The sequence below is a fragment of the Jeongeupia chitinilytica genome (assembly GCF_014652315.1).
Taxonomy (GTDB): Bacteria; Pseudomonadota; Gammaproteobacteria; order Burkholderiales; family Chitinibacteraceae; genus Jeongeupia; species Jeongeupia chitinilytica.
This window is the reverse complement of the sequence record NZ_BMYO01000004.1, coordinates 199,967-213,646: the sequence shown is the minus strand read 5'-3', so window position 1 is coordinate 213,646 and position 13,680 is coordinate 199,967. Positions and strand designations below refer to the sequence as shown.

14 protein-coding genes are annotated in these 13,680 nt (G+C 65.8%); 2 read left to right on the top strand and 12 right to left on the bottom strand.

Annotated elements, in window-relative coordinates:
* Nucleotides 1–253 precede the first annotated feature (253 nt).
* A complete protein-coding gene (locus IE097_RS08880; RefSeq protein ID WP_189459922.1) occupies nt 254–1,546 on the top strand; it encodes a DUF3422 family protein in 1,293 nt (430 codons plus the stop codon).
* On the opposite strand, the gene IE097_RS08875 is transcribed toward IE097_RS08880, so the two are convergent.
* The 12 genes from IE097_RS08875 to IE097_RS08820 form a co-directional block, all read right to left on the bottom strand.
* Nucleotides 1,547–3,040, bottom strand: coding sequence for a pilus assembly protein TadG-related protein (locus IE097_RS08875; protein WP_189459921.1), 1,494 nt, complete (start codon nt 3,038–3,040; stop codon nt 1,547–1,549). It lies immediately after the preceding gene.
* Nucleotides 3,040–3,282 (bottom strand): DUF3613 domain-containing protein, encoded by a 243-nt coding sequence (locus IE097_RS08870; RefSeq protein WP_189459920.1) that lies wholly within the window; start codon nt 3,280–3,282, stop codon nt 3,040–3,042. Before IE097_RS08870 ends, IE097_RS08875 begins: the two co-directional genes overlap by 1 nt.
* 9 nt (nt 3,283–3,291) lie before the next feature.
* The gene (locus IE097_RS08865) at nt 3,292–3,999 is read right to left on the bottom strand and encodes a tetratricopeptide repeat protein (protein WP_189459919.1); all 708 of its coding nucleotides are present in this window, start codon (nt 3,997–3,999) and stop codon (nt 3,292–3,294) included.
* Nucleotides 3,999–4,901 carry a type II secretion system F family protein gene (locus IE097_RS08860; RefSeq protein WP_189459918.1) on the bottom strand — a complete coding sequence of 301 codons (903 nt, stop codon included), beginning with the start codon at nt 4,899–4,901 and terminating at the stop codon, nt 3,999–4,001. Before IE097_RS08860 ends, IE097_RS08865 begins: the two co-directional genes overlap by 1 nt.
* Before the next feature lie 11 nt (nt 4,902–4,912).
* A complete protein-coding gene (locus IE097_RS08855) occupies nt 4,913–5,791 on the bottom strand; it encodes a type II secretion system F family protein (protein ID WP_189459917.1) in 879 nt (292 codons plus the stop codon).
* The gene (locus IE097_RS08850) at nt 5,784–7,037 is read right to left on the bottom strand and encodes a TadA family conjugal transfer-associated ATPase (RefSeq protein ID WP_189459916.1); all 1,254 of its coding nucleotides are present in this window, start codon (nt 7,035–7,037) and stop codon (nt 5,784–5,786) included. The genes IE097_RS08855 and IE097_RS08850 overlap by 8 nt, the downstream gene beginning before the upstream one ends.
* Nucleotides 7,034–8,263 (bottom strand): CpaE/TadZ family protein, encoded by a 1,230-nt coding sequence (locus IE097_RS08845; RefSeq protein ID WP_189459915.1) that lies wholly within the window; start codon nt 8,261–8,263, stop codon nt 7,034–7,036. The genes IE097_RS08850 and IE097_RS08845 overlap by 4 nt, the downstream gene beginning before the upstream one ends.
* Nucleotides 8,260–9,567: a type II and III secretion system protein family protein gene (locus tag IE097_RS08840; protein WP_229797502.1), complete on the bottom strand. Its 1,308-nt coding sequence runs from the start codon at nt 9,565–9,567 to the stop codon at nt 8,260–8,262. Before IE097_RS08840 ends, IE097_RS08845 begins: the two co-directional genes overlap by 4 nt.
* Nucleotides 9,548–10,414 carry a Flp pilus assembly protein CpaB gene (gene cpaB / locus IE097_RS08835; protein WP_189459914.1) on the bottom strand — a complete coding sequence of 289 codons (867 nt, stop codon included), beginning with the start codon at nt 10,412–10,414 and terminating at the stop codon, nt 9,548–9,550. The genes IE097_RS08840 and cpaB overlap by 20 nt, the downstream gene beginning before the upstream one ends.
* 12 nt (nt 10,415–10,426) lie before the next feature.
* The gene (locus IE097_RS08830; protein WP_189459913.1) at nt 10,427–10,864 is read right to left on the bottom strand and encodes a TadE/TadG family type IV pilus assembly protein; all 438 of its coding nucleotides are present in this window, start codon (nt 10,862–10,864) and stop codon (nt 10,427–10,429) included.
* Nucleotides 10,865–11,043: 179 nt separating this feature from the next.
* Nucleotides 11,044–11,220: a Flp family type IVb pilin gene (locus IE097_RS08825; RefSeq protein WP_189459912.1), complete on the bottom strand. Its 177-nt coding sequence runs from the start codon at nt 11,218–11,220 to the stop codon at nt 11,044–11,046.
* Between the two features lie 183 nt (nt 11,221–11,403).
* Nucleotides 11,404–12,549, bottom strand: coding sequence for a GNAT family N-acetyltransferase (locus IE097_RS08820; RefSeq protein ID WP_189459911.1), 1,146 nt, complete (start codon nt 12,547–12,549; stop codon nt 11,404–11,406).
* A 92-nt stretch (nt 12,550–12,641) separates the two neighbouring features.
* On the opposite strand from IE097_RS08820, the gene IE097_RS08815 reads away from it, so the two are divergent.
* Nucleotides 12,642–13,679, top strand: coding sequence for an oxidoreductase (locus IE097_RS08815; protein WP_189459910.1), 1,038 nt, complete (start codon nt 12,642–12,644; stop codon nt 13,677–13,679).
* Nucleotide 13,680 lies beyond the last annotated feature (1 nt).

The window sequence follows — 13,680 nt, the reverse complement described above, 5'->3', positions numbered from 1 at the left end:
CAAGACCGACGGTCGCGAAGGCCGGGTTTTGCCCCGTTTTGTCTGTCACTTCGCCATGGGCCGCCTGACCGGACTCTGGCCGGGTTTTGGCGCGTCGTCAGAGGCCGTCAATCTCCCGTCAAATGGCGCGGCGACACCGGACCGGTAGCGCTACGATGCCGGCGTTGCAATAGGGGAATCACCGCTTGTTGCGCCGCACCAGCGTCATGCCGCCGGCGTTATGATCGACGGATGAACCGAACGGAGACGGACGATGGCCCCGGACATCAGGCTCAACGAATACCCGCAGCGCCGCCTGCTGAACGACGAAGCCCATGCACGGCCGTTCGAGCCGGCAACCACGCCGGGGCAGGTCAGCTATATCGCCTACCTGAACCGCAACGTCTCGGCCGAGCAGGAGCGCTGGCTGGTCGGTGAACTGTGCGCCTGGTTCGGCGCTGCGGCGCCGGAGGCCGGCCAGGTGCACTTCTCGGTCGACCTGGGGCCGTTGCGCTTCAAGTGGGCGCGGCATACCGAGTTCTCGTCGTTCACGTTTTCGCGCTACGGCGCGACCGGCGAACCGTTTGCCGACAGTGCGCTCTCGCTATTGCCGGCCGACTGGCTGGCGCAACTGCCCGGCAACGTGCTGCTGGCGACGCATGCGGTGCTGCTGGCCGATGCCGATCTGCCGGTGCCGCTCGAAGAAATCGGCGCACGCTACTTCGGTGGTCACGACCTGATCGGTGCGCAGATCGGCGAGGGCAGCGGCACCGCATGCACCGATTTCCGCATCCATGCCGACGGCTTTGCCCGCTGCCTCGTCATCGACCACAGCATGGGCCGGCGCCAGGCCGGGAGGATGCTGCAGCGACTGTTCGAGATCGATACCTACCGGATGCTGGCGTTTCTGGCGCTGCCGGTCGCCAAGAGCATTTCGCCCGAACTGAACGACGCCGACCGTGAACTCGCCGAGCTGACCACGGCGATGTCGAGTGCGCGTCAGGATGATGAACCGGCCTTGCTCGACCGGCTGACCAAGCTTGCTGCGCGGATCGAAAGTGCACTGTCGCTGACCGACTACCGTTTTTCCGCGGCGCATGCCTACTACGAACTGGTACGCCGCCGGGTCGGCGAACTGCGTGAGCTGCGCATCCAGGGCGTGCAGCCTTTCCACGAATTCGTCGAGCGCCGGCTCGGCCCGGCCATGGAAACCTGCGAATCGGTTGCCCGCCGCCAGCGCGTGCTTGCGGCACGGGTTGCGCGGGCCTCGTCGCTGCTGCGCACCCGAGTCGACATCACCCACGAAAAGCAGAACCAGGCGCTGCTCGAATCGATGGACAAGCGCGCCCACCTGCAACTGCGGCTGCAGGAAACGGTGGAAGGATTGTCGGTCGCGGCGATCACCTATTACACGGTCGGCCTGGTCGGCTATGCCGCCAAGGGACTGAAGACGCTCGGCGTACACGTCAACCCGGAACTGGTGACCGGCATCGCGATTCCGGTCGTCGCCCTGCTGGTGGCGCTGGGATTGCGGCGGATGCGCAAGGCGCTGATGCACGAGGGGTGATCAGTTCACCAATCCGCTTCCCCCGCACTGGACATTGATCAGTGTGACGTCGGCATAGTTGAGGCGAACGCCCAGTGTATTGAGCAGGTTGGTGATGACCGGATCGAGCGCCATGGTCAGCGGGGAGAGGATCACACCGAGCAGGCCACCCACAACGCCACCCAATGCACCGAGGACGCTGCTCAGCGTACCGCTGAGAAACGACGACAAGGTCCCGAGACCTGCGCCGCCGTAGTAACTCATGGGTGGGTCGGTCGGCAGGTCGGCGTTGCTGCTCACATGGAAGCTCAGACTGCCGGCCGGGCCGCCAAGGCAGTTGCCGGCCCCTTGGCAGGCGACACTTGGTTTGACGCCGATGACGACATCCGCCGCGCCACCGCTGGTGCACTGGACCGATTCCAGCCATGCAGTTGCGCTTGCGACGGTCAGCGTTAACGGTACGTCGATTTGCGGCAGCAGTGCCGGTTTGATTCCCAGAACCAGACCGATCCGGGTTTGCGCAGTCTGCGCCTGGGTCCGCCAGTTGCCCTGACTGTCCTTGCCGGGTTGGCCAACGGCCAGCACCGGTGGTTCGATCAGCGTCAGGCCGAGGTCGGCAGTGACCGTAACGACGCCCAGCGGCAAATTGATCTGTTGTCCCAGATCCAGAAAATGGCTCTGACTCGATTGCTGAAGTGCAGTGTTGAGAAGATTCAGGACATTGATCTGGGCGTTCATGGCGGTCGTCTTGTCGGCGAGACCGAGGCTGAGCAACCCCGGTTGTGAGGGGGTGTCGATGAGTTTGAAGTTGCCGCCGCTACCGGAGAGGTTGAGCGTTTGAAGCAACGATGCGGTGGCAGGACTTTGGGTATTCAATGCGCTGATCGCGGCGAGTCGCAACTGTTCATAGCTGACCTGCGTGCCGACCAGCTGGTCGTAGCTGCCAACAGCAAGCGCGGTGGCCAGCTGACCTACCGAAAGACTGGCGTCGGCGAGAGTTTGGTAACTGGCGACCGACAATGAAATAGGCTTGCCGAGCAGCGTGGTGAACAGCGTGTTCAGCGCACTGCGTTTGGTGCTATCTATTTTTGCCAATCCGCTGCCTACGGAAAAGGCTGCACTGGCACTACTGATCGCCGTGGCCTCGGCATTGACCAACTGAGTACCGGGGATGAAAAACAGCTTGAATGCCGTATTGCTTACAACGACGCGGGCCGCGTCAACGGGGCTCGCCGGGAGTGCGCCGGTCTGACCGGGCTGCCAGTGTCCGGTGGTCAAGCTCAGTGTGCGGGTTGCATCCGGCGTAAAGCCGTTACCGTTGGCGCTCGCGAGCGCTGCCGCTTGCGGATTGCGGAACAACGATTGCGCTGCGGCCATCGCCGCCATATCTGCGACCTTTTGCAACTCTCTGCGTTCGGCATAGATCCGGCCGATGTCGATGGCACCGAGCGCGGCTACGGCCAGCATCAGCAGGCCGACAACGGCAATGATCATGCCGCCGCGTTCCTTGTACATCAGCGAGTCCCGCTAGTCTTTACATCGCTGACGTCGACACCCGGCATCGGTGTTTCGAAGCTCTTCTGGTAGCGCTGATAGGCCTTGACTGCCTCTTCGGAGCGCGCCGGCAGCGGCGATGCGGCAGTGCCGCTGACCTGAAGGGCGAGCCAGGCACGGGTGGCGTCACCGATACGGTATTCGGGCTCGTCGGCGAGTGCGCTTGCCGATGCGAGGAGGACGAACAGGGGCCAGTATTTCATCGTGTTCTCCTAAGGCGTGGGGCTCAGCGTCTGCGCCAGTTGCAGACCGTCGGCCGGCTGTTGCCACAACCGCGCTTCGCCCTGGATGCGCAGGGCGACCTCGGTGGGGATGTCCGGATCGACGGCGCCGGTGCTGAGCTGCCGGTACAGGGCGAGGTTGGCGCGGAAGCGCGGTTCGTTCGGCGCGAGTTCGACCGCGCGCGACAGTGCTTGCGCCGCGGTGTCCCAGTCACCGCGCATCAGCGCCAGATAGCCGAGGTCATTCCAGATGAAGGGATTGGTTGGCGCATCGTGGCTGGCGGCGTCGAAGTGGCGCCGGGCCTCGTCCCACTGCTGACGGCCGGCGTAGATCAGCGCAAGGCCGTGCTCGGCTGCGGCACGCTGCGGCCCCTGCAGCAGTTGTTCGTAGTGGCGCAGTGCGGCGTCGGTGTTGCCCGTGGCCCGCTCGGCCCGGGCGCGCAGCAGCTGTGTTTGCGGGTCGGTGCCGTATTTGCCTTCCAGCGCATCGAGGTGGGAAAGCGCGGCATAGTTCGAGTTCTGCTCGAGCAGCGTCGAGACCAGCGCGACATAGGTGCCGCGCGCGTCGGCCGTTTTGGCCGGTGGCTGCGTTGCCGCAAGCCGGGCCTGATTGTCGAGCATCTGCTGCTGCGCCTGTTGCGGATTCTGGGCGCACGCTGCGAGCGCGATGACAAGAAGCGGGGCGAGGGGGCGGATCATCAGCGGCCTCCGGCGTGTTGCAGGGTGTGGACGAGCGAGAGCATGCCGGGTCCGGCCAGGAGGATGAACAGCGCCGGAAACATGAACAGCACCATCACACCGGTCATCTTGACGGTGAGCTGGCCGATCAGCGTTTTCAACTGCATGCGCTGCTGTTCGAGCAGCCGCTCCCCGAATTTGGCCAGCGGCTCTTCGGCGGCTCCACCATAGCGTTCGAGCCGGTCCATCAGTTGCGCCAGCGCGGAGAAGTCGGCGGACGCGAACAGGGTGGCAAGCGGTTCGAGCGATTCGCGCCGGTCGCGGCCGCCCTGATAGCGCTGGTTGGCCAATGCGAGTTCCGGTGCCAGCACCGGCAGTACCAGGCGGAATTCGTCGGCAACGACCAGCAGCGACTGGCCGACGCCCATGCCCGACCCCTGCAGCATGCGCAGCAGGTCGATCAGCAGCAGCAGTTCCTTGCTGGCCGAGGTCACGCGCTGGCGGACCCGGATGCGCAACAGGCGCTCGGGCAACAGGACGCCGACGATGGTGGCGCCGGCCGCGCCCAGCAGCGTGAAATTGTGCTGCACGCCGAGCACGGCCACGACAAGCGCACCGAGCAGTACCGGCAGTGCGATGCGGAAAACGAGATAGTTGTAGTAGTCGGTTTCGTTCCGGAACCCCGCGGCGGACAGGAGCTTGCGGGTCGGCTGCATGTGGCGCAGTGCTTGCGGATCCTGCACCAGCCGACGGGCCAGCCTGCTGAGCCGCGAGCGCCGTTCGGACTGCACCGGGCTGGCGCGGAGTGGCAGGCGCTGGAACAGCTGGCGTTCGATGCGCAGGTCGCGGACCAGGACCAGTCCGGTCAGCACGACGGCCAGCAACAGGAAGATCCAGGCGAGCAGGAAAACGGCATTGAGCATGTCGGTCACTCCTAGACGCGCTTGGCCAGCCGGTAAAGGAAGAATGCGCCGAAGACCTGCAGGACCACGACGACCATCAGCATCCGCTGCCCGCTCGGATCGTTGAACAGCACGCTCATGTAATCGCGGTTCAGCATGCCCATCACCACGCCGATGGCCAGCGGTGCGAGACCGAGCACCCAGGCCGACAGCCGGACTTCCGAGGTCAGCGCCAGCAGCTCCTCGTGCGCTGCCTGTCGCGCGCGCAGCACCGTCGCGATGCGGTTGACCAGTTTTTCCGGCTGCCCGCCGTAGTGCATCGCCACCTTCATCGCGGCGGCCAGCAGGTTGAATTCGCTGATCCGGTACGACGTGGCCACTTGCCGCAGCGCCGCATCGAGTTCGATCCCGGCCGAGTGCAGCGCCTGCGCCCGCTGGAGCATCTTCGCGAGGGGGCTGGGCGTGTCGTCCAGAATCTTGCCGAAGGCCAGCGGCAGGCTCTGGCCGACGGAGGCGAGCCGGGCGAGTCCGTCGAGCAGTGCCGGCAGTTGCAGGATGGCGCGCTGGCGTTGCTGGGCCGCGCGATAGGCCTGCAGCCCGACCAGCAGCGCCAGTGCCAGGGCGGCAGCGATGAGCCCGGCCGGACCGGCCAAAAGGTGCTGGGCGATCAGGCCGGACAACGGCAACAGCAGCAGCCACGCGGCCCAGTAGCGCGGCAGCTCGTCCTGTCGCGCCAGCAGCCAGAGCTGCCAGCGGGCCCGGACGCTGCGGGTCGGCAGTGCCGGGTCGCCCGTCTGGCCGCGACGGGCCAGACGCCGCTGCAGCACGCGCTCGCGCCGGTCGATCAGCCAGAGGCAGGCTGCGGCACCACCGAGGCAGAGGATGCCGGCGAGCACGAGCAGGCTAAGCATGGATGCGCTCCCAGGCGAGCAGCTTGCCGTTGTGGATGCGCGCGTCGGTGCGCTCCCAGTGCGGCGCCGGCGACGCCGAATAGCGGAACAGTTCCTGCATCGCCACCATGTCCTGATTCATGCCGGTGACCTCGGTGACCGCGAGCATGCGCCGGCGACCGTCGGCCAGCCGGCCGACCTGGACGATCAGGTCGACGGCACTGGCCACCTGGCGCCGCAGGCTCAGATCGCTGCCGGTGAAACCGGCAAAACCGGCGAGCATTTCCAGCCGGTACAGCGCGTCGAGCGCCGAGCTGGCATGCAGCGTGCCCATCGAACCGTCGTGGCCGGTGCTCATGGCCTGAAGCATTTCCAGGACCTCGGCGCCGCGGACTTCGCCGACGACGATGCGGTCGGGGCGCATGCGCAGGCTGTTGCGCACCAGATCGCGAATCGTCACCTGTCCGGCACCTTCATAGCCGCCAGGCCGGCTTTCGAGCTTCACGACGTGCGGGTGCTGCAGGTCGAGCTCGGCGGTGTCCTCGATCGTGATGACGCGCTCGCCGGCCGGGATGTAATTCGACAGCACGTTCAGCATCGACGTCTTGCCGCTGCTGGTTCCGCCGATCACCAGCAGGTTGCAGCGCTGGCGGACGGCATAGGCGAGGAAGTCGAGCAATTCGGGCGACAGTGCGCCGGCCTCGACCATCCGCTCGCCGGTGTAGAAGCCGCTGTGGAACTTGCGGATCGAGACTGCAGCACCATCGACGGCAAGCGGCGGGATGATGGCATTGAGGCGGCCGCCGCTGGGCAGGCGGGCATCGACCATCGGGCTCGATTCGTCGAGCCGCCGGCCGAGCGGCGCCAGCAGGCGACGCAGGAAGCCGACCAGATGCTCGTTGTCGCGGAAGCGCACCGCCTCCTTGGTCAGCACGCCGCGGCGCGAGACGACGACCGAGTGCGGGCCGTTGATGAGGATGTCCTCGACCGAGTCGTCGTTGAGCAGGTCCTCGATGGGGCCGTAGCCGATCAGCTCCTTGATCAGCGCATCGGCAATGGCGGTGACTTCGCGCTCGTTGATCGCCACCTGCCGGCTGGCGACGAAGAGGCTGACCTCCTGCCGCACCACCCGGATCAAGCGGTCTCGCGGCCAGTCGGCAAAGCTGCTGCCGAGCTCGGTGATCCGGTCGATCAGGAAATCGTGCGCCGCGTACTGGATGCGCTCGAACTCGGGGCTGCCGAGAAAGCCGCTGGTCGATGCGGTCATGCCGTTTCCGTTTTCACGAACAGCCGGGACAGGCGCAAGCTCAGCGATTCGGCGTGCTTGCCACCACCACCGAGCCCGAGTTCGGCGAGTAGCTGTGTTGCCAGGGAATCCAGCTCCCGCCCGAGTTTACCCTGCGACGACAGCGGCTTGCCGAAACTCTGCGCATCGTTGAGCGCGGCCGCATCGTGCGGTAGCACGGCGGCCAGTGGCAGGCCGAAGCGGTGGGCCAGGTGTTCGGCGTTGACGGCGCGATCGCCGGCATAGCGGTTGATGACCACCCGCCAGTTCGACGTGCCGAAACCGGCCGCCTCGCACTGGCTCAGGTAGTCGAGGCTGGCCTTGAGGCCGCTGATGCCCTGTTCGCACACCAGCAGCACGGAATCGGCGCTGCGCACCAGATGCTGCGCGAGCAAGGGATCGGGGCTGAAGCCGAGGTCGACGACGACGACACGGAAGTACGAACGCAGGATCCGGAACAGCCGCAAGGCGTCGGCGGTTCCGATCTCGTTGCGTTCCTCGATGCCGGCAGGCAGCGGCAGGACGGCGAGCCCCTGTGCATGGCGGGAAAACGCCGTCTGCAGCATCATCCGGTCGAAGCGGGCCAGATTGTGTACGGCGCCGAGCATGTCGAGTTCCGGCTCGAGGCCGAGGTAAAGGCTGCAATCGCGTACCGGCGCACCGCAATCGAGCAGCAGCACTTCATCGTCACCGAGCCTGGCCTTCATGCGCAGAGCCAGCTCGGTCGCCACACTGCTGGTGCCCATGCCCTGACGTGCGCCGACGAGGGCAATCAGCGGGCAGCCGTTCTGCTGCGGCTGGCCGTCGTCGTGCTGGCACAGCGTGTCGTAGACGATGCTGCTGGCCAGCGCGAGGTTGCCGACATCGATGAACTCCTCGACCCCGGCCTTGAGTGCCGAGTGCATCGCGGCTTCGGTCGGTGTGCCGACGCCGATCAGCGCGAGCGAGGGATAGAACTCGGCCAGCTGCTTGGCGACGTCGTGCGATTGCGTGCTGTGCTCGTCGAACACCAGCAGCACCGCATCCGGGCCGAGCAGGCTGACTTCGCGGATCAGGTCGCCGATATCGCCATGGCGCGACAGCACGACGCCGATTGCCGTCAGGGCACGGTCGAGCCGGTCGGCCAGCAGCGTGTCGTCCGAATACAGCAGGAAGGTGTAGGCGCCACTGCCGATGGCGGAGCCGAGCGGTGTCTGGGCCATGTTCATTGCGAGAACCCCGTGAGTTGCCGATCCTTGCCGAGGCCGACCAGCCAGAGCTGCCAGATCGAAGTGGTGATGCCGCTGTTTTCGCCGGGCAGCGGCGGCTTGCTGGCGTCGCGGGCGATCGGCGAAACGAGATGGGGGGTGACAACGATCAGCAGTTCGCGATCCTCGCGCTCGTCCTCGAGCCGTTTGAAGAAGGCGCCGAGAATCGGGATGTCGCCAAGGCCGGGGACCTTGTCGACGTTCTTGCGCAGGTTGCGCGACACCAGTCCGCCAATGACGAAGCTCTCGCCGTCGCCGAGTTCGACCGTGGTGTCGGCGCGCCGCGTGACCACCGACGGTACGGCGGTGCCGTTGAGCAGGATGGCGCGCGAATAGTCGAGCTCGCTGGCTTCCGGTGCGACCTTGAGGGCGATGCGCTGCTTGTTGATCACCGTCGGCGAGAAGGCGAGGCCGATACCGAACTTCTTCCATTCGATCGACACCGTCCCCAGTGTCTGCGCGACCGGGATCGGCAGTTCGCCGCCGGCGAGAAAGGTGGCCGTCTGGCCGGACAGCGCGACCAGGCTCGGCTCGGCCAGCACCTGCACGTAGCCGTTCGATTCGAGCAGGCTGAGCGCGCCGCTGATGTCCCAGTTGCCGGTGACCTTGCGGGCGATGAGGTTGAAGGCCGAGGCAATCGGCGCCGAGCTGTCGAAGTTCAGCAGATCGCCGTTCTGCGTTACCTTGTTGAGCGAACCCGGCGTGAACGAACCGAACGAGAAGCCCGAGCTGGTCTTGAGTACGCTGAGGTTGAGCCCGACCGCGGCCAGCGTGTGCCGCGAGAACTCGACGACACGGATGTCGACCTGTACCGCGCCGCCGGAGGGCAGCACGGTCCGGTCGTTGATGTCCTTGCCGAGCCCGCCGACAAACTGGCTGTGCCGGGCAACGTCGTCGATCTCGCCGTCAAGCATCTGGCGACTGCCGTCGCTGTGCCAGTTCACGCCGGGGCTGGTGTCGCTCGGCGCGCGCGCACTGACCTTGACGTTGATGCGCCGCGGCTGAGACTGACCCTGCTGCCAGAGCAGAATGGTGGTTTCACCGGGCGTTCGCCCCTCGACCAGCAGGCTGTCCCGCTGTTTGGGGGTGAGCACATCGGCGATGTTCGGGTTGGCGACGGCGACCCGCTGCAGCTTCTGGATCGGCACAACCTGCATGTCGCCGACGTGGATGCTCAGCGTGCCCTCGTCGGCGTGTGCGACCGCGGCAACCAGCATCAGTCCGGTGCAGGCCAGCATCAGGCCGTTATGGTTGTCCCTTGCCACGGATCACCTCCACGCCGGATTCGTTGTTGTTCTGTGCTGCCTGGACAGGCGCGGCGCGCTCGGCCGTGGCAACCTGCCGGACCGGCGGGGGGGCGACCGTGCGCAGCGGCAAGGCGCGCGTCGGCGAGCCGGCGAGCTCGGCCACGGTGCGTACGGCTGCGGTATCGGTTGTCGCACCGGGCGCCCGCAATACCAGCGTCAGCTGGCCATGCTGCTGGCCGAGAATCAGGTCGCCGACCGAGCCCGCCGGAACGGCCAGTACCGCAGAACGGGCCTTGTCGTTCTGCCCGCCATCATTGCCGGCGGGGAGCGCCGGCTCGTTCCTGGCGCCGACGGCCTTGGGGCCGAAGGCAAGCACGCGGATGTCGGACAGCAGCCGGTTGGCCTCGCTGTGCAGTACTTCCTGGTCGTCGCGTCGCAGCGCCACGTAAACATCGACACGATCGCCCGGCTGGAGCCGGTTGCCGACCGCCTTGACCTCGTCGACCGCCAGCGCCAGCGCGCGCTCTTCCGGCCCGAGCATTTCGGCAAAACCGGGCACCGAAAAGTCGCCTTCCGTGAGCACGGCACCGGCGCTGATGCTGTGTGCAGGCAGGCGGCCGATCGCGGCTTCGGCCGTGGTCAGGGCTCCGGGCATTGCGACGGGCTGCTGGCTTGTCCGCACCTGTTCGACGGTCACGGGCTGACCGGGAATCAGGTTGGCGCTGGCCTGCACGACGGCATAGTGCTGTGCTGGCGGGGGGGCCGGCTGGTGCGATGCCGACCAGCGCGCCCCCATTGCAAAGCCCATGAGCGCGAGGCCGGCGGTCCCCAGACCGTATGCGGTGCGTTTGAGTCGGGTCGACATGAGCGCACTCCCTCAGTTGAGCACCAGCTGGTCAAGCTGGACGGCGGCCTGGCTGCTGAGCGTGGTCGGATAGGGCAGGCCGAACATTGACGGCAGGATCGGCTGCGCGGCATACGGATAGGTGACGACGATGGCAAGGCAGGTCAGATTGGCAGGGCATGCACCGCCTGCAGGTCGTATCTGAACATTGACGAGGTTTTGCCTTGCGGTTGGCCAACCGCTGACGCCTTGCCGGATTGCGGCGGTGATTGCCGAGTCGCGTGCAGTAGTCGAGCTGGCAAAGCGCATCGCCGCGCGACCGCCTTCGGCTGCGGCCAGCGTCAGCTGCTGCTGCAAAACGAACAACATCGAATAAGCGGCCAAGCCGTAGATCAGTATGAGCAGCAGCGGTAGTGTCAATGCGAACTCAAGTGCAGCGGCGCCGCGTTGGGGTGAGGCGGGTATCGGCATGGTGTATTCCCTGCCTGAATGTCGATCGATTTTTATCGACGTATGGCGGCGCCTGGTCGGCCAACCCTTCCTACGTCCGGCGAACTTGTATGGCTGGGATATCAAGGGCGTTGCATCGCCAATGCCGGGAACAACAGTTGGTTAGCGAGCCCGGCAGTGGCGCGAATCAAATGCTGACCTCAAGTGCATGCGCCACCGCTGAGGCAGGTCGTGATCCGGGTGAATACCGCTGTGATTTGTGTCCCGAGCGTAGTCGCGGCTACGGCGATGACGATGGCAATCAAGGCCGCGACAAGTGCGTACTCGATCGCCGTGGCTCCGCGTTGTTGACGGGGAAGTGCAAGACGAAATTTCATGACATCTCTCCTGGCAATTTATGGCTATGCCACTGACCAAATAATTTCTTATTCGGTCAGTTTCAGTTGCAGCTTAGGAGGGCAATACATGACAAGCCGGTTTGGCTGACGAACGGCTTGAACTTGAAAAATCGGCGGAATTTGACTGGCTTTCGGTTTAGTACCTGGCTTGCCGGCCTGTTTTCAGCGCTCTGGATCGCTGGGCAAGGACGTAGGGCGCGCAGCTCGTTCAACCAGCTCATTGATGCTGTATGTAATCTGCCGCGTTTCCTGATGAACGGCGCGGGCGATGGCCTGGTGGAAGCCGGGGTGGCGCAGCCAGTGTGCAGAGCGTGTCAGTACGGGTGAAAAGCCGCGGGCGAGTTTGTGTTCGCCCTGGGCGCCGCCTTCGAAGACCGGTAGTGCCTGTTCGAGGGCAAATTCGATGCCTTGGTAGTAGCACAACTCGAAGTGCAGTGCCGGAACGAAACCGGCGTCGTCCCACTGCGCGCCCCAGTAGCGGCCGTAAAGCCTGTCGCCGTCGACCAGATCTAGCGCAGCGGCAACAGGACGGCCGTTCCGGTAGGCAAGGATCAGCAGGCAGCTCTCGGGCAGGGATCGCCAGAGCCGCAGGAAGAAGTCGAGGTTCAGGTACGGGCTGCTGCGATGCTCGTCGTAGGTATTGGCGTAGCAGGCCGTGAAGAAGCGCCAGTCCGCTTCGGTGATCGCCGCGCCGCGCTTGCGGACGATCTCGATGCCGGCGTCCATGACCTTGCGCCGCTCCTGGCGGATTTTCTTGCGTTTGTCGCGCTTAAGCGCGTCGAGGAAGTCGTCGAAATCGCGCCAGTCCGGTTGTCGTTGCCAGTGGAACTGGATCTGGCTGCGCAGGAAGAAGCCGGCGGCTTCCAGCGCACGGCCGTCGTCGTCGTCGTGGAACAGCACGTGGACCGAGCCGGCGCCGAGCGATTCGGCGGCTGCCTGCAGTCCGTGCGCCAGTTGCTGGCGCTGTGCATCGGTTGATGCCAGCAGGCGGGGGCCCGGCACCGGTGTGAACGGTACCGCGGCGACGAGTTTCGGGTAGTAGTCGAGGCCGTGCTGTTCGTAGGCGCGCGCCCACGACCAGTCGAACACGTACTCGCCGAACGAGTGTGCTTTCAGGTACAGCGGGATTGCTGCGGCGAGTCCGTCCAGCGCCAGGTGGCACGGCTGCCAGCCGGTTTGGGCGAGCACGCTGCCGCTCTGTTCGAGCGCATCGAGGAAGGCATGCTGCAGCACCGTCTGGCTGCCGGCCAGCGTGTTCCAGCGTGCGGCGTCGAGCGACGCGATACGAGAATGAAGCTGGATGTCCATGAACCGTTCCGTGGCGTTGCAGCTAGGGTAAAGCCCGAGCGACAGCAACGGCAAGGCGGCGTAGAAAGGGGCGGTTGAAAGGGAGCCGCACGGTGAAGAAACAACTACAGGTGGGTCTGATCGGCTACGGGCATGCCGGCAAGACCTTCCATGCGCCGCTGATTGCCGCGACGCCGGGATTGAAGCTGGCTGCGATCGCATCGAGCCGGCCGCTGGCGGTCGGTGCCGACTGGCCGGATGTCGGGGTCGAACCCGATGCCGAGGCGCTGATCGCCCGGCGCGACCTCGATCTGGTGGTGATTGCAACGCCGAACGACAGTCACGCACCGCTGGCCCGTGCCGCGCTGCTGGCCGGCCGCAATGTCGTCGTCGACAAGCCGTTCACGCTGACCGCCGCCGAAGCCGAGGGGCTGGCGGCATTGGCCGCGCAGAACGGCCGCTTGCTGTCGGTGTTCCACAATGCGCGCTGGCATGCCGATTTCATTGCCGTGCGCGCTGCGATTGCCGCAGGGCGGATCGGCGCGGTCAGACAGTTCGAAAGCCGGATCGACCGCTTCCGCCCCGAGGTGAGGCCGCGCTGGCGCGAAGGCGCGCAAGCCGGTGCCGGGCTGTGGTACGACTTCGGCCCGCATCTCGTCGACCAAGCGCTGCAGCTCTTTGGCGTGCCGCAAACGGTCTGGGCCGATCTGGCACTGCGGCGTGACGGTGCGCTGTCCGACGACGACGTGCATGTCGTGCTCGGCTACCGCGAGCTGCGCGTCGTGCTCGGCGTCAGCAATCTGGTTGTCGGTGGTGGCCACCGCTTTCTCGTGCACGGCAGCAGCGGCAGTCTGGTTGTCGACGGGGTCGACAGCCAGGCCGAGCAGCTGCGTGCCGGCATGCGGCCGGGGCATCCGGCGTGGGCGTTCGATGCGCGGCAGATGACGCTGTACACCGGGACCGACGGCGAGCCACGCAAGCAGCACGTCGACCTGCCGCGCGGCGAATACACCGCCTACTACGCCGGCATCCGCGATGCGCTGCTCGGCGTCGGTCCGAACCCGGTGATGCCGTCCGACGCCGTTGCGGTGATGCGGGTCATCGAGGCGGCGATCTCCAGCAGCAAGAGCGGCCAGCGCATCGGCCTCTGAG